At 58.6% G+C, this 25,923-nt stretch carries 22 protein-coding genes and 2 tRNA genes; 2 read left to right on the forward strand and 22 right to left on the reverse strand.

The genetic code is table 11. From position 1 onward, the window contains the following. From truB to rlmE, 13 genes are all read right to left on the reverse strand, one after another. A complete protein-coding gene (gene truB, locus ABIE16_RS07460; RefSeq protein WP_277534489.1) occupies positions 1-918 on the reverse strand; it encodes a tRNA pseudouridine(55) synthase TruB in 918 nt (305 codons plus the stop codon). Between the two features lie 3 nt (positions 919-921). Beyond that, a complete protein-coding gene (gene rbfA / locus ABIE16_RS07465; RefSeq protein ID WP_007973108.1) occupies positions 922-1,323 on the reverse strand; it encodes a 30S ribosome-binding factor RbfA in 402 nt (133 codons plus the stop codon). Between the two features lie 159 nt (positions 1,324-1,482). Next, positions 1,483-4,008 carry a translation initiation factor IF-2 gene (infB, locus tag ABIE16_RS07470; RefSeq protein ID WP_057716474.1) on the reverse strand — a complete coding sequence of 842 codons (2,526 nt, stop codon included), beginning with the start codon at positions 4,006-4,008 and terminating at the stop codon, positions 1,483-1,485. A 27-nt stretch (positions 4,009-4,035) separates the two neighbouring features. Beyond that, the gene (nusA, locus tag ABIE16_RS07475) at positions 4,036-5,517 is read right to left on the reverse strand and encodes a transcription termination factor NusA (RefSeq protein WP_007988680.1); all 1,482 of its coding nucleotides are present in this window, start codon (positions 5,515-5,517) and stop codon (positions 4,036-4,038) included. 59 nt (positions 5,518-5,576) lie between these two features. Continuing rightward, positions 5,577-6,035 carry a ribosome maturation factor RimP gene (rimP, locus tag ABIE16_RS07480; RefSeq protein ID WP_007915250.1) on the reverse strand — a complete coding sequence of 153 codons (459 nt, stop codon included), beginning with the start codon at positions 6,033-6,035 and terminating at the stop codon, positions 5,577-5,579. Between the two features lie 138 nt (positions 6,036-6,173). Beyond that, positions 6,174-6,250, reverse strand: a tRNA-Met gene (locus ABIE16_RS07485). A gap of 97 nt (positions 6,251-6,347) precedes the next feature. Then, positions 6,348-6,433 (reverse strand) — tRNA-Leu (locus ABIE16_RS07490). A gap of 22 nt (positions 6,434-6,455) precedes the next feature. Further along, on the reverse strand, positions 6,456-6,839 hold the full coding sequence (gene secG, locus ABIE16_RS07495) for a preprotein translocase subunit SecG (RefSeq protein ID WP_017336473.1): 384 nt from the start codon (positions 6,837-6,839) through the stop codon (positions 6,456-6,458). Positions 6,840-6,843: 4 nt separating this feature from the next. Next, positions 6,844-7,599, reverse strand: a complete 756-nt coding sequence (tpiA, locus tag ABIE16_RS07500) for a triose-phosphate isomerase (protein ID WP_218494887.1) — start codon at positions 7,597-7,599, stop codon at positions 6,844-6,846. Positions 7,600-7,665: 66 nt separating this feature from the next. Further along, positions 7,666-9,003, reverse strand: coding sequence for a phosphoglucosamine mutase (gene glmM, locus ABIE16_RS07505; RefSeq protein ID WP_090453035.1), 1,338 nt, complete (start codon positions 9,001-9,003; stop codon positions 7,666-7,668). A 16-nt stretch (positions 9,004-9,019) separates the two neighbouring features. Beyond that, entirely contained in the window at positions 9,020-9,871 is an 852-nt protein-coding gene (gene folP, locus ABIE16_RS07510) for a dihydropteroate synthase (RefSeq protein ID WP_218494886.1), read from the reverse strand. A gap of 8 nt (positions 9,872-9,879) precedes the next feature. Next, positions 9,880-11,790: an ATP-dependent zinc metalloprotease FtsH gene (gene ftsH / locus ABIE16_RS07515; protein WP_057716478.1), complete on the reverse strand. Its 1,911-nt coding sequence runs from the start codon at positions 11,788-11,790 to the stop codon at positions 9,880-9,882. A gap of 199 nt (positions 11,791-11,989) precedes the next feature. Next, the gene (gene rlmE / locus ABIE16_RS07520) at positions 11,990-12,622 is read right to left on the reverse strand and encodes a 23S rRNA (uridine(2552)-2'-O)-methyltransferase RlmE (RefSeq protein WP_057716479.1); all 633 of its coding nucleotides are present in this window, start codon (positions 12,620-12,622) and stop codon (positions 11,990-11,992) included. A gap of 105 nt (positions 12,623-12,727) precedes the next feature. Here rlmE and ABIE16_RS07525 point away from each other — a divergent pair, with 105 nt between their 5' ends. Then, positions 12,728-13,036 (forward strand): YhbY family RNA-binding protein, encoded by a 309-nt coding sequence (locus ABIE16_RS07525; protein WP_007942889.1) that lies wholly within the window; start codon positions 12,728-12,730, stop codon positions 13,034-13,036. Between the two features lie 9 nt (positions 13,037-13,045). On the opposite strand, the gene ABIE16_RS07530 is transcribed toward ABIE16_RS07525, so the two are convergent. The 8 genes from ABIE16_RS07530 to grpE form a co-directional block, all read right to left on the reverse strand. Beyond that, complete coding sequence (locus tag ABIE16_RS07530) at positions 13,046-13,450, reverse strand: MFS transporter (RefSeq protein ID WP_429520836.1); 405 nt, start codon at positions 13,448-13,450, stop codon at positions 13,046-13,048. Positions 13,451-13,478: 28 nt separating this feature from the next. After that, the gene (gene greA, locus ABIE16_RS07535; RefSeq protein WP_057716674.1) at positions 13,479-13,955 is read right to left on the reverse strand and encodes a transcription elongation factor GreA; all 477 of its coding nucleotides are present in this window, start codon (positions 13,953-13,955) and stop codon (positions 13,479-13,481) included. A gap of 2 nt (positions 13,956-13,957) precedes the next feature. After that, on the reverse strand, positions 13,958-17,179 hold the full coding sequence (gene carB, locus ABIE16_RS07540) for a carbamoyl-phosphate synthase large subunit (protein ID WP_150812839.1): 3,222 nt from the start codon (positions 17,177-17,179) through the stop codon (positions 13,958-13,960). A 116-nt stretch (positions 17,180-17,295) separates the two neighbouring features. After that, entirely contained in the window at positions 17,296-18,432 is a 1,137-nt protein-coding gene (carA, locus tag ABIE16_RS07545; RefSeq protein ID WP_429520795.1) for a glutamine-hydrolyzing carbamoyl-phosphate synthase small subunit, read from the reverse strand. A 259-nt stretch (positions 18,433-18,691) separates the two neighbouring features. Further along, complete coding sequence (gene dapB / locus ABIE16_RS07550) at positions 18,692-19,495, reverse strand: 4-hydroxy-tetrahydrodipicolinate reductase (RefSeq protein WP_057716481.1); 804 nt, start codon at positions 19,493-19,495, stop codon at positions 18,692-18,694. Between the two features lie 10 nt (positions 19,496-19,505). Continuing rightward, positions 19,506-20,630 (reverse strand): molecular chaperone DnaJ, encoded by a 1,125-nt coding sequence (gene dnaJ, locus ABIE16_RS07555; protein WP_057716482.1) that lies wholly within the window; start codon positions 20,628-20,630, stop codon positions 19,506-19,508. A 295-nt stretch (positions 20,631-20,925) separates the two neighbouring features. Further along, complete coding sequence (gene dnaK, locus ABIE16_RS07560) at positions 20,926-22,842, reverse strand: molecular chaperone DnaK (protein ID WP_057716483.1); 1,917 nt, start codon at positions 22,840-22,842, stop codon at positions 20,926-20,928. A gap of 102 nt (positions 22,843-22,944) precedes the next feature. Continuing rightward, a complete protein-coding gene (gene grpE / locus ABIE16_RS07565; protein WP_015093431.1) occupies positions 22,945-23,511 on the reverse strand; it encodes a nucleotide exchange factor GrpE in 567 nt (188 codons plus the stop codon). A gap of 240 nt (positions 23,512-23,751) precedes the next feature. Between grpE and recN the strand changes: the two genes are divergently transcribed. Further along, entirely contained in the window at positions 23,752-25,425 is a 1,674-nt protein-coding gene (gene recN / locus ABIE16_RS07570) for a DNA repair protein RecN (protein ID WP_057716484.1), read from the forward strand. A 76-nt stretch (positions 25,426-25,501) separates the two neighbouring features. Here recN and fur read toward each other — a convergent pair whose 3' ends face one another. Then, positions 25,502-25,906, reverse strand: a complete 405-nt coding sequence (fur, locus tag ABIE16_RS07575; RefSeq protein WP_003197684.1) for a ferric iron uptake transcriptional regulator — start codon at positions 25,904-25,906, stop codon at positions 25,502-25,504. Positions 25,907-25,923 lie beyond the last annotated feature (17 nt).

Below are 25,923 nucleotides of genomic sequence, written 5' to 3' on the forward strand. Positions count from 1 at the left end.
TCATTCTGACCGAATCAGTCGACGCGGCGCGATGCGCCCGTCTTCGCTCACTTCACCGATACCGATGAAGCGACCATTGTGATCCTGTACCCGTACCATGCCGAACTTCGGAGCATCCGGGGCACGTACCGGCTGGCCGTTGAGCCAGTAGAACGCACTCGCTTCCGAGAACTGCAACAGTGGCCAATCCAGCAGGCCGCTGTCCGATGGCATCAGGAAGCGATCGACCGCTTCGTTGCCGCCTTCGGCATGTACCGCTTCCAGCTCTTCGAGGGTAACCGTCTGCGCCAGGGTGAATGGCCCGGCCTGGGTACGTCGCAGTTCTGCAACGTAAGCGCCACAACCGAGTTGCTCACCGATATCCTCCACCAGGGTACGGATATAGGTGCCTTTGCTGCAATCCACCGCCAGCCGCGCAGTATCACCTTCGAAGGCCAGCAATTCCAAGCGCGTAATAGTAACAGAACGCGGTTCGCGCTCCACTACTTCGCCTGCACGAGCCAGCTTGTACAGCGGCTGGCCATCTCGCTTGAGTGCCGAGTACATCGGCGGTATCTGACTGATTTGCCCACGAAATTTCGGCAGTACAGCCTCGATATCGGCGCGACCAACGGTCACCGGGCGCTCCTGCAAAACTTCACCTTCGGCATCCGCCGTGGTGGTGGTCTTGCCCAGTTGCGCCAGGGTTTCATAACCCTTGTCGGAATCGAGCAGGTATTGCGAGAACTTGGTCGCCTCGCCGAAGCACAGCGGCAACACGCCGGTGGCCAAGGGATCGAGACTGCCGGTATGACCTGCCTTTTCGGCGTTCAGCAACCAGCGAACCTTCTGCAAGGCCGCGTTGGAGGTGAACCCCAGCGGTTTGTCGAGAAGGATAATGCCGCTGACGTTACGACGGATACGTTTGACCTGAGCCACCGATTACTCCTTGGTGTCTTCGGCTTCTGCCGCAACCGGATGCTGATTGTCTTCAGCCACTGCGCGCTCGATCAATGCCGACAGATGCGCACCACGCACGACGCTTTCGTCGTAGTGGAAGTGCAGCTGTGGAACGCTGCGCAGCTTCATCTCACGAGCCAACTGCATGCGCAGGAAACCGGCAGCGGAGTTGAGCACCTTGATGCTTTGTGCAATTTCTTCGGCGCTGTCCTGCCCCATCACGGTGATGAAGATCTTGGCGTGACCGACGTCACGGCTGACTTCCACTGCGGTAATGGTGACCAGGCCGACGCGCGGGTCTTTGACTTCACGACGGATCAGTTGTGCCAGCTCACGCTGCATCTGATCGCCGATGCGTTGGGTACGGCTATATTCTTTTGCCATGTCTTGTTACCTGTTACTGCCCCACGGTGAAACCCGTGAGGTCTGAAAGCGGCAAACGCCCGGCCTGACAAAAGCCAGACCGGGCGTTGCGTTTAGAGTCCTGGTGACGAATTGCGCATTTGCATGCGACGCCCCGTCACGGCTCCTGAAGTGCGCGAGTTAGAGGCTGCGAGCAACCTGCACCTTCTCGAAGACTTCGATCTTGTCACCGACTTTAACGTCGTTGTAGCTCTTCACGCCGATACCGCATTCCATGCCGGCACGTACTTCGGAAGCGTCATCCTTGAAGCGGCGCAGGGATTCCAGCTCGCCTTCGAAGATAACGATGTCTTCACGCAGTACACGGATTGGACGGTTACGGTGAACAACACCTTCGATAACCATGCAACCGGCGATCGCGCCAAACTTCGGCGAACGGAACACGTCACGCACTTCGGCGATACCCAGGATGTTCTCGCGAACATCGCTGCCGAGCATACCGGTCAGGGCTTTCTTGACGTCTTCGATGATGTCGTAGATCACGTTGTAGTAACGCATATCCAGACCTTCCTGCTCGACGATCTTGCGCGCGCCGGCATCGGCACGCACGTTGAAGCCAAACAGTACAGCGTTGGAGGCCAGTGCCAGGTTGGCATCGGATTCGGTGATACCACCGACGCCGCCACCGACCACGCGCACTTGCACTTCGTCGTTACCCAGGCCGTTCAAGGCACCGTTCAACGCTTCCAGCGAACCACGGACGTCGGATTTGAGGACGATGTTGAGCGTCTTCTTCTCTTCCTGACCCATGTTTTCGAAGATGTTTTCCAGCTTGCCGGCGTGAGCGCGAGCCAGTTTGACTTCGCGGAACTTGCCTTGACGGAACAAAGCCACTTCACGGGCTTTCTTCTCGTCGGCAACCACGCTCATTTCGTCGCCAGCGTCCGGGGTACCGTCCAGGCCGAGAATCTCGACAGGGATGGCCGGACCGGCTTCCTTGATTGGCTTGCCGTTCTCGTCGAGCATGGCACGTACACGGCCATAGTTCGAACCGACCAGGACCATGTCGCCTTGGCGCAGGGTACCGTCTTGAACCAGAACGGTAGCCACCGGGCCACGGCCCTTGTCCAGACGCGATTCAACCACGACGCCACGACCAGGAGCCGACGGAGTTGCAGTCAGTTCCAGGACTTCGGCTTGCAGCAATACGGCTTCGAGCAGTTCGTCGACGCCAGTACCCATCTTCGCCGAGACCGGTACGAACGGAGTGTCACCACCCCACTCTTCCGACGTCACGCCGTGAACCGACAGTTCGCTACGGATGCGATCGAGGTCAGCACCTGGCTTGTCGATCTTGTTCACTGCAACAACCAGTGGCACACCAGCCGCTACCGCGTGCTGGACAGCTTCAATGGTCTGCGGCATCACGCCGTCGTCCGCTGCAACCACCAGGATCACGATGTCGGTCGCCTTGGCACCACGAGCACGCATTGCGGTAAACGCGGCGTGACCAGGGGTGTCGAGGAACGTCACCATGCCACGGTCGGTTTCAACGTGGTATGCGCCGATGTGCTGGGTGATACCACCGGCTTCGCCAGCAGCAACCTTGGCCCGACGGATGTAGTCGAGCAGGGAAGTCTTACCGTGGTCAACGTGGCCCATTACGGTCACGACTGGTGCGCGGGAAACTGCCTCGCCTTCAAACTTCAGGGACTCGGCCAGGGAATCTTCCAGGGCGGTGTCGCTGACCAGGGTCACTTTGTGGCCCAGCTCCTCGGCAACCAACTGGGCAGTTTCCTGATCCAGTACCTGGTTGATGGTCGCTGGAGTACCCAGTTTGAACATGAACTTGATGATTTCAGCAGCCTTCACCGACATCTGCTGGGCGAGATCGCCAACAGTGATGGTTTCGCCGATCTTCACTTCGCGCACGACAGGGCCGGTCGGGCTCTGGAAACCGTGGGCGTTGCGCTTCTTCAGCTTGGCCTTGCCGCGACCACCACGACGGAAGCCATCGCTTTCTTCGTCGGTAGTACGTGGGGCAACACGTGGAGCCGGAGCCTTTTCCTTGACCGAAGCACGATGCGGAGCGTTTTTGCGCTCGCCATCGCCGCTACCGCGACGATTGTTGTCGTCGGCACGTGGCTTGTCCGGACGGCGCTGTTCGTCGCGCTTGCGGGTATCGGCCGCAGGAGCTGGAGCAGCCGCCACAACCGGTGCGCTTTCGCGAACTGGCTCGGCCACCGCAGCAGGCGCTGCAACAGGTTCGGCTTGAGCGGTCGGCGCAGCAGCAGGCTGGCGACGCGCTTCTTCTTCGGCGCGACGCTTGGCTTCTTCTTCAGCCTTCTGACGAGCAGCATTTTCTACTGCGCGACGTTCATCCAGTTCACGCTTGCGCTCGGCTTCGATTTCTTCCGGGCTGCGCTGTACGAAGACTTTCTTCTTGCGTACTTCAACGCTGATGCTCTTGCTGCCAGCAACACGCAGGGTGCTGGTGGTTTTACGCTGCAGCGTAATCTTGCGTGGTTCTTCCACTTTCGCCTTGTGGCTGCTTTTCAAGTGAGTCAGCAACGATTGCTTCTCACTGTCAGTCACACTTTCTTCGGCGGCGGTGTGCGGCAGACCTGCCTCACGCATCTGCTGCAACAGGCGCTCTACCGGTGTTTTGACCTCATCGGCCAGTTGTTTCACCGTGACTTGCGTCATGCACTTCTCTCCTCAGGCCGCGCCTAATTACTCGAACCAGTGGGCTCGGGCGGCCATGATCAACTTGCCGGCACGATCATCGTCAATGCCGTCGATGTCGAGCAGGTCGTCAATAGACTGCTCGGCCAGGTCTTCGCGGGTAATTACGCCGCGCACCGCCAGTTCCATCGCCAAATCCTTGTCCATACCCTCAAGCGAGAGCAGGTCTTCGGCCGGATGGGCGTCTGCCAGCTTTTCCTCAGTAGCGATGGCTTTGGTCAACAAGCGATCCTTGGCACGAGCGCGAAGCTCGTTGACGATTTCCTCGTCAAAGCCGTCGATGTTGAGCATTTCTTCCAACGGTACGTAGGCAATCTCTTCCAGGCTGGTGAAGCCTTCATCAACCAGCACCTGAGCCAGTTCTTCGTCGACTTCCAGCTCGTCGATGAAGTTGCGCAGGATGTCGCCGGTTTCTGCTTGCTGTTTAGCCTGGATGTCCGATTCGGTCATCACGTTCAGGGTCCAGCCAGTCAACTGGCTGGCCAGACGCACGTTCTGACCACCGCGACCGATGGCCTGAGCCAGATTGTCTGCGCCAACGGCGATGTCCATTGCGTGGGCATCTTCGTCAACGATAATTGCCGCAACCTCGGCCGGGGACATGGCGTTGATCACGAACTGAGCCGGGTTGTCGTCCCACAGGACGATGTCAACACGCTCACCGCCCAACTCACCCGACACTGCCTGGACGCGCGAACCGCGCATACCGATGCAAGCGCCCTGCGGGTCGATGCGTTTGTCCTTGGAGCGAACGGCGATCTTGGCGCGCGAACCCGGATCACGGGACGCAGCCATCACTTCGATCAGGCCTTCGGCAATTTCCGGCACTTCGATGCGGAACAACTCGATCAGCATTTCCGGCGCGGTACGCGACAGGATCAACTGCGGGCCGCGGTTCTCGGTGCGGATTTCCTTGAGCAGCGCACGCAGACGCACGCCAACCCGGAAAGTTTCGCGAGAAATGATGTCTTCACGGGCCAGCAACGCTTCAGCGTTGTTGCCCAGATCAACGATCACGTTGTCGCGGGTAACTTTTTTCACGGTGCCGGAGATGATTTCACCCAGGCGCTCGCGGTAAGCGTCAACAACCTGAGCGCGCTCGGCTTCGCGAACTTTCTGCACAATGACTTGCTTGGCAGTCTGTGCGGCAATGCGGCCGAACTCGATGGACTCGATCTTCTCTTCTACGACGTCACCGACCTTGGCGCCAGGATGCGTTTCAGCAACCTTGCTCGGCCAGGTTTCGATGGCCGGATCGTCCAGGTCTGCTTCTTCGACGACCGTCCAGCGACGGAATGTCTCGTATGCACCCGTGTGGCGGTTGATTTCCACACGCAGATCAACTTCGTCTTCAAAACGCTTTTTGGTAGCAGTGGCCAAGGCCAGCTCCAGCGCTTCAAAAATCACGTTTGCCGGTACGCCCTTTTCATTGGATACCGACTCAACAACCAGCAGTACTTCTTTGCTCATCGTACGCCTCGCCTTTCGCAAGCCATTGGATCCGCGGGATCCGCAGTATCTGGCACGCCTCAGTCAAAACTGGGAATAATGTTGGCCTTGTCGATCATATCGATCGGCAACAGGAACTCATGGTCATCTACCTGCACCACGACATCCTGCTCTTCTACGCCGCGCAGAAGGCCCTGAAAGTTGCGTCGTCCTTCAAAAGGCGAGCGCAGCTTGATCTTCACTTGTTCACCGGCAAATTTTGCAAACTGCTCAAGAGTGAACAGAGGGCGTTCCATGCCAGGCGAGGAAACTTCAAGGGTGTACTCAACGGAGATTGGATCTTCAACATCCAGCACACCGCTGATCTGACGGCTGACGATGGCGCAATCGTCCACCAGCACGCCGCCTTCTTTATCGATATAAACGCGCAACATCGAGTGACGACCCTGAGCCGAAAACTCGATACCCCAGCATTCATAGCCTAGGGCCACGACCACCGGGGCCAGCAAGGCCTGCAACTCTTCTAGCTTGCTCGACACCTGAACCCCCTAGTGCATGTATGTGCATGCTATGCAAAATAAAAAAATGGGCGAAACGCCCATCCTTGAAACGCCGTCGAACAGCGGCGTTGAAAGTGTCCAGCTAACAAAAAGCCCCTTAAAAGGGGCTCCTTAAACTGGTTGCGGGGGCCGGATTTGAACCGACGACCTTCGGGTTATGAGCCCGACGAGCTACCAGACTGCTCCACCCCGCGACAAAGCTGGGGCGGAAGTATACGACCGATCCCCTACAGGGTCAATGTAACCTTCCACCTGCAAGAAAGCCCGCAACAGCGGGCTCTCCTGACTAATTGGTACCGAGAAGGGGACTCGAACCCCTACACCCTATGGGCACAACCACCTCAAGGTTGCGTGTCTACCAATTCCACCACCTCGGCAATACTACGTTTGAAACCCTTCTTACTTCTGCTCTTGAGCTGGAGGCACGTCAGTCGCTGGAGTAGCCGACTTTTGCTCTTGAAGCACCGGGACATCATCAGAAGCCGGTTGTTGCTTTGGAACTTCCAGTACCGCTGGATTTGGGAGACCTACTTGAGTCAGCTGGTGAGCCTTCTCTTTAGCAAAGTAACCTAACCCCAAGCTGGTTATGAAAAAACCTGCGGCAAGTATAGCAGTAAACTTACTAAGAAAGGTAGAGGAACCTTGGCTTCCGAACACAGTATTTGAAGCACCTGCTCCGAAAGACGCGCCAGCATCCGCACCTTTACCCTGCTGCAGCAAAACCAGAGCTACTACGCCCAATGCACCCAGCAGATGAAAAACGACTACGACTGTTTCCAGCATTTTTTCAGTTTCCCGCGGCGCGACAGATCGCACCGAACTCATCTGCATTCAGGGAAGCCCCACCAATGAGACCCCCATCGATATCCGGCATGCCGAACAGTTCGACCGCATTGGCCGCCTTCACGCTGCCGCCGTATAGAAGCCGCACACCTTGTGCGACTTCAGAATTCTCTGCCGCCAACTGGGCGCGAATGGCTGCGTGCACATCCTGCGCCTGTTGCGGCGTTGCAGTCAGCCCCGTGCCAATGGCCCAGACCGGCTCGTAAGCGATCACTGCCTTGGCAAAGGCACCAACACCCAGCTCCTCAATGATACTGCCAAGCTGACGCGAGACAACCTCAAGAGTTTTTCCGGCCTCACGTTGCTCCAGGGTCTCCCCTATGCACAACACCGGAGTCAAGCCACATGCCTGTGCCGCTGCGAACTTGCGGATCAGCATTGCGTCCTGCTCCCCCAGAATCTGGCGGCGCTCGGAATGCCCGACAAGCACCAGGGAACAACCTGCATCCACCAACTGACTCGGTGCAACTTCACCGGTCAACGCACCTTGTCCGGATTCCACCGCAGAATTCTGCGCGCCGACCGAAATCGACTTTCCTTCCAGGCCTTCAATCACTTGATTGATATGCAGGAAAGGCGGGAATACCGCAACATCAACACTGCTCGGCAAGGCCAAGTCACGAAGGCCGTTGATCAGCTCTGCGACGCTGGCGCGGGTACCGTGCATCTTCCAGTTACCAGCTACCATAGGGCGACGCATGCTGTACCTCGTCGGTCAAAGTGGGCGCAGATGTTACCCAACACAATCATGGCTGGCAAGCCGAATTCAGGCAGAAACTTCAGTAACCAGTTTTGCCAGCTCTTCGGCATACCCACGAACCTGCGTTTCGTCTTCGCCTTCGACCATCACACGCACCAGCGGCTCGGTTCCGGACTTGCGCAACAGCACACGCCCGCGACCCGCCATGGCCTTGGTCACACGCTCGCTGGCCTCCTTGACCGACGGATGTTCGAGAGGGCTTGCGCCACCGCCGAATCGCACATTGATCAGCACCTGAGGACACTTGCGCAGCGCCTGCCGCGATTGCGCCAGACCTTCGTCACGCCTGCCCAGCGCCATCAACACCTGCAGCGCCGCAATAATTGCATCGCCCGTGGTGGTGTGGCTGAAGCACACGATGTGCCCGGAGTTTTCACCACCCACGATCCAGTTGCGCTCCAGCAGTTCGGCAATGACATAGCGGTCACCGACATTGGCGCGCACCAATGGAATACCCAGATCCGCCAAGGCCAGCTCCAGCCCCAGGTTACTCATCAGGGTTCCGACCACGCCGCCCTGCAGCTTGCCGCGCTCATGCAGGTCACGGGCAATGATGAACAGCAATTCGTCGCCGTCCACCACCGCTCCCGTGTGATCGACCATCTGAACGCGATCACCGTCACCATCGAAGGCAATGCCCAGATCAGCCTTCTCGGCCACGACGGCAGCCTGCAGCGACCCCATATGGGTCGAACCGCAATTGTCGTTGATGTTCAATCCATTCGGCTGCGCCGACAATACGACGACTTCAGCGCCCAACTCGCGGAACACGCTCGGCGCCACTTTGTAGGTCGCACCGTGAGCGCAGTCGATCACGATCTTGAGGCCGGTAAAGCTGGTACCGGTCGGCACACTGCTCTTGCAGAATTCGATATACCGACCCGACGCGTCATTGATTCGCGACACCTTGCCGATCTTGCTCGACTCAACCACAGTCATTGGGGTATCGAGCAGCTCTTCGATCATGTGCTCGACTTCATCCGGAAGCTTGGTGCCCTTGCCGGAGAAGAACTTGATGCCATTGTCATCATGCGGATTATGCGACGCACTGATGACGATGCCTGCCTCGGCATGGAAAGTGCGCGTCAGGTAGGCGATTGCCGGAGTCGGCATCGGCCCCAGCAGCATCACATCGGCACCTGCCGACGTCAGCCCCGCTTCAAGCGCCGACTCAAACATGTAGCCGGAGATTCGGGTGTCCTTGCCTACCAATACCTTGCAGGCGCCCATCTTGCGGAAAGCCATGCCTGCAGCCCAGCCGAGCTTGAGCATGAAATCAGGAGTAATCGGGTACTCACCGACACGCCCACGAATACCATCGGTGCCAAAATATTTTTTGCTCATAAGTGCTCCTTCATTCTTATTCGGCTGATTCCACTGCGGCGATCATCCGCACCACATCCACTGTTTCGGCTACATCATGGACGCGCAATATACGCGCACCTTTCGCCAAAGCCAGCGCCGCGAGCGCCAAACCACCATACAGCCGGTCTCCCACCGGACGATTCAATGCCTGACCAATCATGCTCTTACGCGAAACCCCGACCAACAGGGGCCGCCCCAAGACATGCAGGGCTTCCATATGTTTGAACAAACTCAGATTGTGCTGCAAGGTTTTGGCGAAGCCAAAGCCGGGATCAAGAATGATCCGTTCAGCTGGAATACCCGCCAATGAACACTGATGCATGCGCTCGGCGAGAAACTCGCCGACCTCCCGGGTGACATCCTGATACTGCGGATTGTCCTGCATATCGCCCGGCTCGCCCAGCATGTGCATCAGACAAACCGGCAGCCCGGTGGCAGCAGCAGCATCCAGGGCACCATCGCGTCGCAACGAACGCACATCGTTGATCAGGCCCGCACCCAGGCGCGCTGCTTCTCGCATGACGGCAGGCGTTGAGGTGTCGACCGAGATGATCACATCCAGTTCGCGATTGATGCGCTCGACGATGGGGGCTACGCGCTCCAGCTCTTCGAGTGGCGACACAACCCTGGCACCAGGGCGGGTGGACTCGCCACCGACGTCGATCAGCGTCGCGCCGGCAGCCACCATGGCTTCGGCGTGGCGCATGGCCGCGTCAAGCTGGCTGTATTGGCCACCATCGGAGAAAGAATCAGGGGTGACATTGAGAATACCCATGACATGCGTCTGGGCCAAATCAAGAACCCGGTTGCCGCAAGGCAACCGGGTCGAGGACTGAACAGAAGTCATTTAAAACCTTATACGTCAGCAGCAGGACCGCCGATCGGTGTTTCCGGACGCTCATCCTGCACCACCGGAGGGGTGCCGGAAGTACCCGTGCCACCCGACCAGTCGCGCGGCTCGCGAGGCGTACGACCCGCCATGATGTCGTCGATCTGCTCGGCATCGATCGTTTCGTACTTCATCAAGGCATCGGCCATCGCATCGAGCTTGTCACGGTTGTCCGTGAGAATCTGCTTCGCCGTGCCATAGCACTGATCAATGATGCTGCGTACTTCGGAATCGATCAGCTTGGCCGTCTCACCAGAGAAACTTGCACTCTGACCGCCACCGCCGCGACCGAGGAACACTTCACCCTCTTCTTCGGCGTACATCAATGGACCGAGCTTTTCCGAAAGACCCCACTTGGTCACCATGTTCCGCGCAATCTGGCTGGCGCGCATGATGTCGTTGGAGGCACCGGTGGTCACGCCATCGAAGCCCAGGGTCATCTCTTCAGCGATACGACCGCCGTACAGCGAGCAGATCTGGCTGATCAACGCACGCTTGGACAGGCTGTAACGATCTTCTTCCGGCAGGAACATGGTCACACCCAGCGCACGACCGCGCGGGATGATCGACACCTTGTACACCGGATCATGCTCAGGCACGACACGACCTACAATGGCGTGACCCGCTTCGTGATAAGCCGTGTTCTGCTTTTCTTTCTCGGACATGACCATGGATTTGCGCTCGGCGCCCATCATGATCTTGTCTTTCGCCAGTTCGAATTCTTTCATCTCGACGATGCGCTTGCCGGCACGAGCAGCGAACAACGATGCCTCGTTGACCAGGTTCGCCAGGTCAGCACCGGAGAAGCCTGGAGTACCACGAGCGATCACGGCCGGGGCAACGTCGTCGCCCATCGGCACTTTGCGCATGTGAACCTTGAGAATCTGTTCGCGACCACGGATGTCCGGCAGACCAACTACAACCTGACGGTCGAAACGGCCCGGACGCAGCAGTGCAGGGTCCAGAACATCGGGACGGTTGGTCGCGGCAATCACGATGATGCCGTCATTCATCTCAAAGCCGTCCATCTCAACCAGCAATTGGTTGAGCGTCTGCTCGCGCTCGTCGTGACCACCACCCATGCCAGCACCACGATGGCGACCGACCGCATCGATTTCGTCGATGAAGATGATGCATGGAGCGTGTTTCTTGGCCTGCTCGAACATGTCGCGAACACGGCTGGCACCCACGCCGACGAACATTTCGACGAAGTCGGAGCCGGAAATGGTGAAGAACGGTACCTTGGCTTCGCCGGCGATGGCCTTGGCGATCAAGGTTTTACCGGTACCCGGAGGCCCCACCATCAGCACACCACGAGGAATGCGGCCACCGAGGCGCTGGAATTTGCCCGGATCGCGCAGGAACTCGACCAGTTCACCGACTTCTTCCTTGGCTTCGTCGCAACCGGCAACGTCAGCCAGGGTCGTCTTCACCTGATCTTCGGAGAGCAGGCGCGCCTTGCTTTTGCCGAAGCTCATCGGCCCGCCCTTGCCACCGGCACCGCCCTGCATCTGCCGCATGAAGAACATGAACACGGCGATGATCACCAGGATCGGGAAGCTGGCAACCAGAAGCTGAGTCCAGATGCTTTGCTGTTCAGGCTGCTTGCCTTCGACCACGACGTGGTTATCCACCAGGTCGCCGATCAGGCCATTGTCCTGGATCGCCGGGCGAATGGTCTTGAAGCTGTCGCCATCGTTGCGCTTGCCGGTAATCACGTAGCCATCAACCGCTACGCGCTCGACCTTGCCATCCTTGACCTGCTGGATGAAGTCGGAATAGTTGAGGGTCTGCGGCTCGTTAGGGCTGGAGAAGTTGTTCATCACCGTCACCAGGACAGCCGCGATGATCAACCACAGGATCAGATTCTTTGCCATATCGTTCAATTAACTACCCTCTGAAGCAAGCTCCGCTACTGGCGCGCGCTTCGCATGATATTCACCGGCCTAACTTACTACATTACCTACAACTTGGCAGGCGCCGTCTGTAACCCTTTGTGAAACACTTCCTACACAATATTCGCTAATTCTGACAAGGCGTAATACAAAAATCCTATCGCCTTGATCGAAAATTCACTCAACTCTCACTGCGTCCGCGGAAACCACGGCCCAGCAGGTACTGCTCGCGAGAACGGTCGCGCGACGAAGTCGGCTTGCGCATCTGCACCTTCTCGAACTGCTGGCGAACGCTCTTGTGGAACTCGTCGAAACCTTCGCCCTGGAAGATCTTGATCAAAAAATCACCACCGGGCTTGAGCACCCGAGTCGAGAGATCCAGTGCCAACTCGCACAGGAACATCGCTCGCGGCATGTCCACGGCTGGTAGTCCACTCATATTGGGGGCCATATCGGAAATCACAAGGTCTACTTCCTTATTTCCGACGGCATCGAGGATCTGGGCCAGCACGGCATCCTCGGTAAAGTCGCCCTGAATGAAGGTCACGTCCGGGATGCTGTCCATTTCCAGAATGTCAGAAGCGATCAATGTCCCCTGCCCACCAATCAGACGACTGGTCACCTGGGACCAGCCACCAGGGGCCGCTCCAAGGTCGATTACGCTCATGCCCGGGCGGATCAGACGGTCCTTTTCCTGGATCTCCAGCAGTTTGTAGCTGGCGCGGGAACGATACCCGTCTTTTTGTGCCATTTTGACGAATGGGTCGTTGAAATGTTCTTTCAGCCAGTTAAGGCTTGTCTTGGAACGGGCCACGGGCCACCTCGAAAATAAAACGGGTCGTGATTAACTGGGCGGTCCCGGACTCGCTCGGGTAAACTGGCCGCCGCTTTTTACAAGATCAGACGCAGGGGTCAGATTATGCCGCTCACTCAAGAGCAGAAGAAACAGTACAAATCCATTGGCCACCATCTGAAACCGGTTCTGATTGTGGCAGACAATGGTTTGACTGAAGGTGTGTTAGCCGAACTCGAACGCGCATTGGCGGATCACGAGCTGATCAAGATCAAGCTCAACATCCTCGATCGCGAATCGCGCCTGGCGTCCATTGCAGAGCTCTGCAAGGTCGGCAAAGCGGATCTGGTCCAGGTCATCGGCAAGATGGCACTGATCTACCGCAAGAACTTCAGCGTCAACAAGCAGCTGTCGAACGTCCATCGCTTCAAGTGATGGCAAGGGTCAAGGGTGTGCTTCGCGCACCCTGCCACTCCATCCCGGCATCGGCTGCAACACCAGCACCAGCCCGGTAAAGCCCAGAACAAGATAGCTGAACGCCTGCCAACGCACGGCATCCGGCCAGCCGAAACGCACCACGAAGTACATCGCGCACGCATACAGCGCCATCAACAGCAGTTGCCCGCGAATATCGCGCCATAGACTGACAAGGCCCTCGGCCTTAACCAGCACCAAAGCCTGCAATATCACACACGCCGTAGCGAATCCCACTACCAACGTATTGAGCATGCCTGCGATTTCTTCGATCAGCAGCGGTGCCAGGCCAATTCGTCCCAGCACCGGCAAAAGACCGACGTGCAACAGCCACAAGCCGCCGACCCACAACATCTGAGTCAGCTGCCAAAGCATGACGCCCGCACGAAACGGGCGCCGGCCTTCAGACGTGGCGAACTTCGACAATCTCGTACTCGATAACGCCACCAGGCGTTTTGACTGCAACCACATCACCCTCTTCCTTGGCAATCAAGGCGCGGGCAATCGGCGAGCCGACAGAGATCTTGCCGAGTTTGATGTCAGCCTCATCCTCACCAACGATCTGGTAAGTCACGCTTTCATCGGTTTCGACGTTGGCGATTTCGACGGTTGTGCCGAAAATCACCTTGCCGGAGTGAGGAATGGTCGTCACATCGATGATCACCGCGTTCTGCATGCGGCCTTCGATATCACGGATCCGCGCCTCGACCATACCCTGCTGCTCACGGGCAGCGTGGTATTCGGCGTTTTCCTTCAAGTCACCCAACTCGCGGGCCGTACCGATGTCCTGGCTAAGCTTCGGACGAACGACCTTGGTCAGGTGAGTGTGCTCTTCTTCCAGGGCGCGAGCGCCCTGAACGGTCATTGGGTACTTCGTTATGCTCATGCCTTCAATCCTGCGTGTAGATCCTGCAAGCGGCGCACGGTCTTCTCGGGACCGAACTTCAGCGCTTCACAGATGGCTTCGCCAGCAGCAATGGTGGTGGTGCAGTAAATCTTGTGCTGCAAGGCATTACGACGAATGGAGTACGAATCAGCGATCGACTGACGACCTTCGGTGGTGTTGATGATCAGCGTGACTTCGTCATTCTTGATCATGTCGACCACGTGCGGACGACCCTCGGTCACCTTGTTCACACGGCGCACTTTCAGACCTGCAGCCTCGATCAGCTTGGCAGTACCGGCAGTGGCGACCACTTCGAAGCCCAAGTTGATCAGATCACGGGCCACGCCCGCAACCAGTGGCTTGTCGTCGTCACGTACGCTGATGAACGCAGTACCGCCGGTCGGCAACACTTCGCTGGCACCCATCTGGGCCTTGGCGAACGCTTCACCGAAGGTGTCGCCCACGCCCATCACTTCACCGGTCGACTTCATCTCTGGGCCGAGGATCGGGTCAACGCCAGGGAATTTGGCGAACGGGAACACCGCCTCTTTCACGCTGTAGAAGTTCGGAATGATTTCCTTGGTGAAACCCAGTTCTTTCAGGGTTTTACCGGCCATCACGCGCGCCGCGATCATCGCCAGGGAAACACCGATGCACTTGGACACGAACGGTACGGTACGGGAAGCGCGCGGGTTGACTTCGATGACGTAGATGTCCTCGCCTTGCAGCGCCAACTGTACGTTCATCAGGCCGACTACACCCAGCTCCAGGGCCATTTTCTTGACCTGTTCGCGCATCTCGTCCTGGATGTGCGCCGGCAGCGAGTATGGCGGCAGCGAGCATGCGGAGTCACCGGAGTGAACGCCAGCCTGCTCGATGTGCTGCATGATCGCGCCGATTACCACGTCCTTGCCGTCGCAGACCGCATCAACGTCCATTTCGATGGCGCAATTGAGGAAGTGGTCCAGCAGCACCGGACTGTCATTGGACACTTGAACCGCTTCACGCAGGTAGCGCTTGAGTTCTTCTTCTTCGTAGACGATTTCCATCGCACGACCGCCCAGTACATAGGACGGGCGCACCACCAGCGGGTAGCCGATCTTGCTGGCGGCACGAATCGCTTCGTCTTCGCTGCGCACGGTGGCGTTTGGCGGCTGACGCAGGTTCAGGCGCTGAACCATCTGCTGGAAGCGCTCACGGTCTTCGGCGCGGTCGATTGCATCAGGGCTGGTGCCGATGATCGGCACGCCAGCTGCTTCCAGGGCACGAGCCAGTTTCAGCGGGGTCTGGCCGCCGTACTGGACGATCACGCCTTTTGGCTTCTCGACGCGGACGATTTCCAGCACGTCTTCCAGGGTCACTGGTTCGAAGTACAGGCGATCGGAGGTGTCGTAGTCGGTGGATACGGTTTCCGGGTTGCAGTTGACCATGATGGTCTCGTACCCGTCATCGCGCAGGGCCAGTGCCGCGTGTACGCAGCAGTAGTCGAACTCGATACCCTGGCCGATACGGTTCGGACCGCCACCCAGGATCATGATCTTGTCGCGACCCGATGGCGCCGCTTCACACTCTTCTTCGTACGTCGAGTACAGGTAAGCGGTGTCGGTGGCGAACTCAGCGGCGCAGGTGTCGACGCGCTTGTAGACCGGGAAGATTTCCAGCTTGTGACGATGAGCACGCAGGCTCTTCTCGGTCACGCCCAGCAGTTTGGCCAGGCGCATATCGGAGAAGCCTTTGCGCTTGAGGCGGAACATCAGATCGCGGTCGATGCTGGTCAGACCCAGGGTCTTGACCTTCTCTTCGTCCTTGATCAGGTCTTCCATCTGCACCAGGAACCAAGGATCGATCATGGTCATGCCGAAGATGTCTTCAACACTCATGCCGGCGCGCATGGCGTCCGCCACGTACCAGATACGCTCGGCGCCCGGCACGGTCAGCTCGCGCTTGAGCACGCTCATGCTTTCCGGGTTGGCCAGATCAACCTTCTCGTCCAGACCGCAAACACCGACTTCCAGGCCGCGCAGGGCTTTCTGCAGGGACTCCTGGAAGGTCCGGCCGATGGCCATGACTTCACCGACCGACTTCATCTGAGTGGTCAGGCGCGCGTCAGCCTTGGAGAACTTCTCGAAGGCAAAGCGTGGCAGCTTGGTGACGACGTAGTCGATGGACGGCTCGAAGGACGCCGGGGTCTTGCCGCCGGTGATGTCGTTCGACAGCTCGTCGAGGGTGTAACCCACGGCCAGCTTGGCCGCAACCTTGGCGATCGGGAAGCCGGTGGCTTTCGAAGCCAGGGCCGACGAACGGGATACACGCGGGTTCATCTCGATCACGACCATGCGGCCAGTGTTCGGGCAGATACCGAACTGAACGTTGGAGCCGCCGGTTTCCACGCCGATCTCGCGCAGTACCGCCAGGGAGGCGTTACGCAGGATCTGGTATTCCTTGTCAGTCAGGGTCTGTGCAGGTGCCACGGTGATCGAGTCACCGGTGTGCACGCCCATCGGGTCGAAGTTTTCGATGGAGCAGACGATGATGCAGTTGTCCTTCTTATCGCGGACAACCTCCATCTCGTACTCTTTCCAACCGATCAGCGATTCGTCGATCAGCAGTTCCTTGGTCGGCGACAGGTCCAGACCACGGGCGCAGATTTCTTCGAACTCTTCACGGTTGTAAGCGATACCGCCACCGGTGCCGCCCATGGTGAAGGACGGACGGATGATGCACGGGAAGCCGAGCTTCTCGAGGACCGCATTGGCCTCTTCCATGCTGTGGGCGATACCGGAACGCGGGCACGCCAGGCCGATGGACTTCATCGCCTTGTCGAAACGCGAACGGTCTTCAGCCTTGTCGATGGTGTCGGCGTTGGCACCGATCATCTCTACGCCGAACTTCTCCAGAACGCCTTCGCGCTCCAGGTCCAGAGCGCAGTTCAGCGCAGTCTGGCCGCCCATGGTCGGCAGCAGCGCGTCCGGACGCTCTTTTTCGATGATCTTGGCAACGGTCTGCCACTTGATCGGCTCGATGTAGGTGGCGTCGGCCATGGCCGGGTCGGTCATGATGGTGGCCGGGTTGGAGTTCACCAAGATGACGCGGTAACCCTCTTCGCGCAGGGCCTTGCAGGCCTGGGCGCCGGAGTAGTCGAATTCGCAGGCCTGGCCGATCACGATCGGGCCAGCGCCGAGAATCAGGATGCTTTTAATGTCTGTACGTTTTGGCATGGGTTTGTCACTCAAATCCGCAGGTCAGTCGGCAAGCCGTCTTGTTCAATCTGAAGCCTTGAGGGGGCCGCCGGTATCGGGACCACCCTCAAGCCTTGCTACATCAGGGCGAGCGATCAGCGTCGCTTGGCCATCTCGGTGATGAAGCGATCGAACAATGGCGCTACGTCGTTCGGGCCAGGGCTGGCTTCCGGGTGACCCTGGAAGCTGAAGGCGCTCTTGTCGGTACGCTCGATACCTTGCAGGGTGCCGTCGAACAGCGATTTGTGGATCGCGCGAACGTTGGCCGGCAGGGTCGCTTCGTCTACGGCAAAACCGTGGTTCTGGCTGGTGATCATCACCACACCGCTGTCCAGATCCTGGACGGGGTGGTTAGCACCGTGGTGGCCATGACCCATTTTCAGGGTCTTGGCGCCGGAGGCCAGGGCCAGCAGTTGGTGACCGAGGCAGATACCGAAGACCGGAATTTCGGTTTCCAGCACGTCCTGGATCGCCTGGATCGCGTAGTCGCAAGGCTCCGGGTCACCAGGGCCGTTGGACAGGAATACGCCGTCCGGCTTCAGCGCCAGCACATCGGCAGCAGGTGTTTGCGCAGGCACGACGGTCACGCGGCAACCGCGCTCGACCAGCATGCGCAGGATGTTCACCTTGACGCCGTAGTCGTAGGCAACCACGTGGTACGGCAGCTCGGAAGCTTCGATGGTCGCGTGGCTGTCGGTTTTCAGATCCCAGACAGTCGAGCGCCACTCATAGCTTTCCTTGGTGCTGACGACTTTCGCCAGGTCCATGCCCTTGAGGCCAGGGAAGCCCTGGGCGGCGGCAATGGCGGCAGCTTCTGAAATGTTGTCACCAGCCATGATGCAGCCGTTCTGCGCGCCTTTTTCACGCAGGATGCGCGTCAGGCGGCGGGTGTCGATACCGGCGATGGCCACAACATTGTTGGCCTTCAGGTAGTCGGACAGGGACATCGTGTTACGCCAGTTGCTCGCCACCAGTGGCAGGTCACGGATGACCAGGCCGGCAGACCAGACGCGGTTGGACTCGGCGTCTTCCGGCGTGGTGCCGGTGTTGCCGATGTGCGGGTAAGTCAGGGTAACAATCTGTTGGGCGTAGGAAGGATCGGTAAGGATTTCCTGATAGCCGGTCATTGCGGTGTTGAACACCACCTCACCAACGGTTTGACCGTCGGCTCCAATGGCTTCGCCGCGAAAAATGCTGCCATCAGCAAGGGCGAGTATGGCTGGCTTAGTCAAGAAGACCTCCCGTAAATAAAGCCTGAAAGGGCGATCGCAGGTTGTAAAAAAGCGGAGTGACGTATGGACACGTCACCCCGCTTCTTCACTGAATTATTCTGCGCGCTTTTAGTGGACACACTAAAGCTGTAGCTTACAGAAAAAGGCCTTTTTGGTCTACCGCCAATGAGCCTTAAAGGCTGGAGAATGCGACAGGACGTCGCTTGGCGGAACAAAACCGGGCTCAAACGCTGTGCGCGAGCCCGATTTCGGGTGCATCTTAACGCAGATCCAGCACGTCTTGCATGTCGTAAAGGCCAGGCTCGCGCCCGTCCAGCCACAATGCAGCACGTACCGCGCCCTTGGCGAACGTCATGCGACTGGACGCCTTGTGGGTGATCTCGACACGCTCGCCGTCGGCGGCGAACAGCACGGTGTGATCACCGACGATGTCGCCAGCGCGTACAGTGGCGAAACCAATGGTCTCGCGATCACGAGCGCCGGTCTGGCCCTCACGGCCATACACCGCCACCTTTTTCAGATCGCGACCCAACGCATCGGCAATCACCTCCCCCATGCGCACGGCAGTGCCGGACGGCGCATCGACTTTATGCCGATGGTGAGCCTCGGTGATTTCGATATCGACATCGTCACCCAATACGCGAGCGGCCGTGTCGAGCAACTTCAGGCACAGGTTGACCCCGACACTGAAGTTGGCCGCGAAGACAATCGGAATGTCCTTGCCCGCTTCCGCCAGCAGCTGCTTTTCCTCAACGCTGAAACCGGTGGTACCGATGATCATCGCCTTGCCGTGTTTACGGCAGAACGCCAGGTTCTTCAGGGTCACCGTCGGGTGCGTGAAGTCGATCAGCACGTCGAACTCGTCGACCACCCGATCCAGATCACCGGACAGAGGCACGCCGATACGACCCAGCGCAGCCAACTCACCGGCATCCGCGCCGACCAACGTGCTGTCGGGACGATCCACCGCCGCCGTCAGACCGGCGCCCGGGGTTTGCTGCACGGCTTCAATCAGGGTCTTGCCCATGCGCCCGGCGGCGCCCATCACTGCAATACGTCGCATGCCTGTCTCCTTACAAATCGCCGAAGAAACGCTTCACGCCTTCGAACCAACCGGTGGTTTTTGGCGAATGGCTGTTGTCATCCGCCAGCGAACTACGGAATTCCTCGAGCATTTCACGCTGGCGACGGCTCAGGTTGACCGGAGTCTCGACCGCCACGCGGCACATCAAGTCGCCAGCACCACCGCCACGCACTGGCGCGACACCCTTGCCGCGCACACGGAACTGCTTGCCGGTCTGGGTCCCCTCAGGGATCTTCAGCTTGACCCGGCCATCAAGGGTCGGAATCTCCAGCTCGCCACCCAGCGCCGCATCGACGAAGCTGATCGGCACTTCGCAGAACAGGTGCTTGCCATCGCGCTGGAAAATCGAGTGCTCGCGCACATTGATCACCACGTACAGGTCGCCAGTCGGGCCACCCTGGGCACCCGCCTCGCCTTCGCCGGACAGACGAATGCGATCACCGGTATCGACACCGGCCGGCACCTTCACCGACAGGGTCTTGTACTCTTCGACACGACCTTCGCCGTGGCAGGAATCGCACGGATCGGAAATGATCTTGCCTTGGCCATGGCAGCGCGGGCAGGTCTGCTGCACCGAGAAGAAACCTTGCTGCATGCGCACCTGGCCGATACCGCCGCAAGTCGGGCAGGTCACCGGCGCAGAACCTTTCTTGGCGCCGGAGCCGTCGCAAGGCTTGCAGTTGACCAGCGTCGGAACGCGGATATTCACGGTCGTACCGCGCACCGCCTCTTCGAGATCCAGCTCCAGGGTGTAGCGCAAGTCACTGCCGCGCTGAGCACCGCCACGGGAACCGCCGCGACCGCCACCGAAGAAGTCACTGAAGACATCACCAAAGATGTCGGAGAAGTTCTGACCGCCGAAACCGGCACCGCCGCCACCCATGCTCGGGTCGACACCGGCATGGCCGTACTGGTCGTACGCCGCGCGCTTGCTGGAATCGGACAGCACTTCGTAGGCCTCGTTGGCCTCCTTGAACATCTCTTCCGACGCCTTGTCATCGGGATTACGGTCCGGGTGGTGCTTCATCGCCAGGCGACGGTAAGCCTTCTTCAGGTCCGCTTCGCTTGAGCCACGCTCAACACCCAACACTTCGTAATAGTCACGCTTTGCCATAAGTCTTTGCACTCTTGAGGACGTCCGACAAAACCCTCCTGAGTTTGCCGAACTCGTTGAGCCCCAATACAGGCCCGGACCCAACTCACGTCAATTCAACGATCCTGGTCTTTGATTCTTGCGGTACTTGCGGCACGAAAAGCAGGAGCATTTCCGGCCATACCACCAGCACGTGAACGTTGTCGCATGCTGTAAAAATTCGCGTATTCCAGATACGCCAACGCGGGAGCAAGCTCCCGCGCGGCGACATCCTACCAGTCACCGCCTAAAGGCAGTCAACCGGCCGACCAACAACTTACTTGTGGTCTTTGACTTCTTCGAACTCGGCGTCGACAACGTCGTCAGCCTTTTCCGCCTTGTCGTCGTGCGGTGCCGCGCCTTCAGCAGGCTGAGCCTGTTCGGCGTACATCTTCTGCGCCACTGGAGCGGAGACTTTCGACAGCTCTTCAACCTTGGCGTCGATAGCAGCCTTGTCGTCGCCTTTAACGGCGGCTTCCAGGGCAACTACGGCAGCTTCGATTGCAGTCTTCTCTTCAGCGGTCACTTTATCGCCGGCGTCGGAGACCATTTTGCGAGTCGAGTGAACCAGTGCATCACCCTGGTTACGGGCAGCGGCCAGCTCTTCGAACTTGCGATCTTCCTCGGCGTTAGCCTCGGCATCACGCACCATGCGCTCGATTTCTTCGTCGGACAGACCGGAGTTGGCCTTGATCACGATCGACTGAGTCTTGCCGGTAGCCTTGTCCTTCGCACCTACGTGCAGGATGCCGTTGGCGTCGATGTCGAAGGTCACTTCGATCTGCGGCACGCCACGTGGAGCTGGTGGAATGTCGGCCAGGTCGAACTTGCCCAAGGACTTGTTCTGTGCGGCTTGCTTACGCTCGCCTTGCAGCACGTGAATGGTCACGGCGCCCTGGTTGTCGTCGGCAGTCGAGAACACTTGCGATTTCTTGGTAGGAATCGTGGTGTTTTTCTCGATCAGCGCGGTCATCACGCCACCCATGGTTTCGATACCCAGGGTCAGCGGGCTGACGTCGAGCAGCAGAACGTCCTTCACGTCACCGGCCAGTACCGCACCCTGGATGGCAGCACCCATGGCAACCGCTTCGTCCGGGTTGACGTCTTTACGAGCTTCTTTACCGAAGAACTCGGTTACCAGCTTCTGAACCAGTGGCATACGGGTCTGACCGCCCACCAGGATCACGTCGTTGATCGCGCCAACGTCGATACCGGCATCTTTCATTGCGATGCGGCAAGGTTCGATGGTGCGCTGAACCAGGTCTTCCACCAGCGCTTCGAGCTTGGCGCGGGAGATCTTCACGTTCAGGTGCTTAGGACCGGTGGCGTCTGCAGTGATGTACGGCAGGTTCACGTCGGTCGACTGGCTCGAGGACAGTTCGATCTTGGCTTTTTCAGCAGCTTCTTTCAGGCGCTGCATGGCCAGCGGGTCGCCCTTGAGGTTCATGCCGCTTTCTTTCTTGAATTCGTCGACGAGGTAGTCGATCAGACGAATGTCAAAGTCTTCACCGCCCAGGAACGTGTCACCGTTGGTGGCCAGTACTTCGAACTGGTGCTCGCCATCGACTTCAGCGATCTCGATCACGGAAACGTCGAAAGTACCGCCGCCCAGGTCGTAAACGATCACGGTGTGATCGCCCTTGGCCTTGTCCATGCCGTAAGCCAGAGCAGCTGCGGTTGGTTCGTTGATGATACGTTTTACGTCCAGGCCAGCGATGCGGCCGGCGTCTTTGGTCGCCTGGCGCTGGCTGTCGTTGAAGTAGGCCGGAACGGTGATCACCGCTTCAGTCACGGTCTCGCCGAGATAGTCTTCGGCGGTCTTCTTCATCTTCTTCAGGATTTCAGCCGAGATTTGTGGCGGTGCCATTTTCTGGCCGTTCACTTCAACCCAGGCGTCGCTGTTGTCAGCCTTGACGATCTTGTAAGGGACCATCTGAATGTCTTTCTGCACGACTTCTTCGTCGAAACGACGACCGATCAGACGCTTCACCGCATACAGGGTGTTGTGCGGATTGGTCACGGCCTGACGCTTGGCCGACTGGCCAACCAGGATTTCGCCATCGTTGGCGTAAGCGATGATCGACGGCGTGGTACGCGCGCCTTCAGCGTTTTCAATAACTTTTGCCTTGCCGTTTTCCAGCACGGAGACGCAGGAGTTGGTAGTCCCCAGGTCGATACCGATAATTTTGCCCATGTTCACTCTCCCGAAACTTTGGATTTGGTTGCCGCAGCAGTGGTGGCTAACTGCGGTAGCACTTAAACGCTTGACTTATAAATGGGGGCCTTACGGCGGATTTCAAGCCTGCTCGTCAATCGAAGGCGAAACCGGCGCAGGCGCCTTGCTGACCACGACCATCGCCGGGCGCAACAGGCGACCATTGAGCTGATAGCCCTTCTGGAACACCTTCAGAACGCTGTTCGGCTCGACATCTGCGCTTTCCTGCATGGCCATTGCCTGATGCTGAACGGCGTTGAACGGTTCGCCATGCGGATCGATCGCTTCAAGCTGATAACGCTTGAGAGTGTCGTGGAACATTTTCAGGGTCAGCTCGATGCCTTCGCGCATCGGACGGATGCTTTCGTCGTCCGGGCTGGACAGTTCCAGGCCACGCTCCAGGCTGTCGACGATCGGCAGCAGGTCGCCGGCGAATTTTTCCAGCGCGAACTTGTGAGCCTTCTCCACATCCTGCTCGGCGCGACGGCGGACGTTCTGCAGATCGGCGGCTACACGCAAAGCCTGATCCTGAGCGCCTGCCAGTTGCTCTTCGAGCACTTGTACACGAGCCGCCAGGTCATCACCCGAAGCCTCGGGCGCCTGGTTGGCGTCTGGGTTTTGCGTATCCACTGTCTGTTCGTCAGCCATAGATTTCTCCTTTCAATTTCGTCCGCGAGCTCAACTCGCGCGTCTGCCCAGCTATATGGGGCCGCAAAATCCGGCTTCAAGGGGGGTCGACGATTAACCCTACAAAAAACAACTGCTTTGTCATTCCCGGTCGCGATAAGGCTTTCGTCGGTCCGAGCGAATCGAGCTAACGAGGGGCATTGTCAGCCCGAAACAAAACACTGTATAAATAACCAGACCTAACACCTGGGAGCGGCCCATATGCTGGTGCACCTGTCCGTACACAACTACGCCATCGTTGAACATCTCGATCTCGAACTCGATCGCGGGATGAGCGTGATCACCGGAGAAACCGGCGCGGGCAAGTCGATCATGCTCGACGCGCTGGGCCTTACCCTGGGTGATCGCGCCGACAGCGGCGTGGTCCGCCCCGGCGCCGACAAGGCCGATATCCTGGCCACCTTCGATCTGGTCGACATTCCGGAAGCCAGCGCCTGGCTGGCCGAACGCGACCTCGAAAACGACGGCCCGTGCATCCTGCGCCGGGTCATCACATCCGAAGGACGTTCGCGCGGCTACATCAACGGCACGCCCTGCCCGCTTGGCGACCTCAAGGCGCTGGGCGAGCTGCTGATCGACATTCACAGCCAGCACGAACACCAATCCCTGCTCAAGACCGATACTCACCGCCGCCTGCTCGATGAGTATGCCGGCGCGACCGACCTTGCCCGCCAGGTTCAGCTCGCCGCCCAGCGTTGGCGCCAGACCCGCCAGGAACTGGAGCGACTCTCCAACTCCGGCGATGAGCAACGCGCCCGCCATCAGTTGCTCAGCTATCAACTCGAAGAACTGGAGAACCTTGGCCTTGGCGACAACGAGCTGGAGCAGCTCGAGCAGGAACACAAGAACCTGACCAACGCCGAGACCTTGCTCGGGATCTGCCGGCAAGTCGTCGAGCAATGCAGTGAAAGTGATTCCGGGAATGTACTGAACGCCCTGACCGCCAGCCTCAACCGCCTGTCGAGCGTGAACAGCTCGATCGGTGCGCTGGGCGAAGCCAGCAGCCTGTTGACCAGTGCACAGATCCAGGTTGAAGAAGCCGTGGGTGAACTGAACCGCTTCCTCGACAACTTCGACGCCGATCCGTCGCGCCTTCAATACCTCGAAGAACGCCTCGACGCGATCTACACCCTGGCGCGCAAACACCGCATCCAGCCGACCGAAGTTGCCGAGATGCAGCAGAAACTGCTGGATGAAATCGAAACCCTCAACGCCAACGACGAATCCATCGAGAGACTGAGCGACGAGCTGTCTTCATACGCTCGCCATTATCAGGAAAAGGCTCGGGAACTGAGCGACCTGCGTCATCAAGCCTCGAGTAGCCTGGCCAGCGCCGTGGAACAGGAGATCCAGCGCCTGGGCATGCCTGGCGGGCGCTTCACCATCGAGCTGCGCCCAAACAGTAGCGACGAGCTACTACCTAACGGACTTGAACAGGTTGAACTACTGGTCAGCGCCAACCCGGGCCAACCATTGAAAGCCTTGGCAAAAGTTGCATCCGGAGGCGAGCTGTCACGGATCAGCCTGGCGATCCAGGTGATCACCGCGCAGACATCTCGCGTTCCCACTCTAGTGTTCGACGAAGTGGACGTTGGTATCGGTGGTCCGACTGCAGAAATCGTCGGCCAGCTGTTGCGTCGCCTCGGCGAGCGCGGGCAGGTACTGACCGTGACCCACTTGCCGCAAGTGGCAGCGCAAGGCCATCAACATCTATTTGTGCATAAAGTGCGCGGCGAAGATGCCACCCGCACGGCCGTTTCCAGATTGAGCAAAAACGACCGCGTCGAAGAAGTCGCACGGATGCTGGGCGGCATCGACCTCACCAAGGAATCCCTGGCGCATGCCAAAAAAATGGTGGTGGCCGCAAAAGCTTGAATAAAGGCAGAAAGCACGAAGGCGACCCTGGGGTCGCCTTCGTTCGTTTCGCGAACTGAATGTTCGCGCGACATGCTTACTTTTTCTTGCGCACGTACAGCACCAGATTGTGATCAACCATCTCGAAGCCATACTTGTCGACGATTGCTTTCTGAAGCCGCTCGATTTCTTCGTCGAAGAATTCGATCACTTCGCTGGTTTCGACGTTGACCATATGGTCGTGATGCTTTCCGTCGTCCAGTTCGAAGACCGCATGGCCTCCGTCGAAGTTGTGCCGCACCACAAGGCCAGCTGCCTCGAACTGGGTCAGAACACGGTAAACCGTGGCCAGACCGACGTCCTCACCAGCCTCCATAAGGGCCTTGTAGACATCCTCGGCACTCATGTGGCGCTGCTCGGCGGAATCGAGCATTTGCAGAATTTTGACCCGTGGCAGGGTCACTTTGAGGCCGGCTTTGCGTAGTTCGCTATTTTCAACCATGGTCAGCTTTCTCGCGA

Origin of the sequence: Pseudomonas sp. 2725 (assembly GCF_050434585.1) — a bacterium.
GTDB lineage: Bacteria > Pseudomonadota > Gammaproteobacteria > Pseudomonadales > Pseudomonadaceae > Aquipseudomonas > Aquipseudomonas jessenii.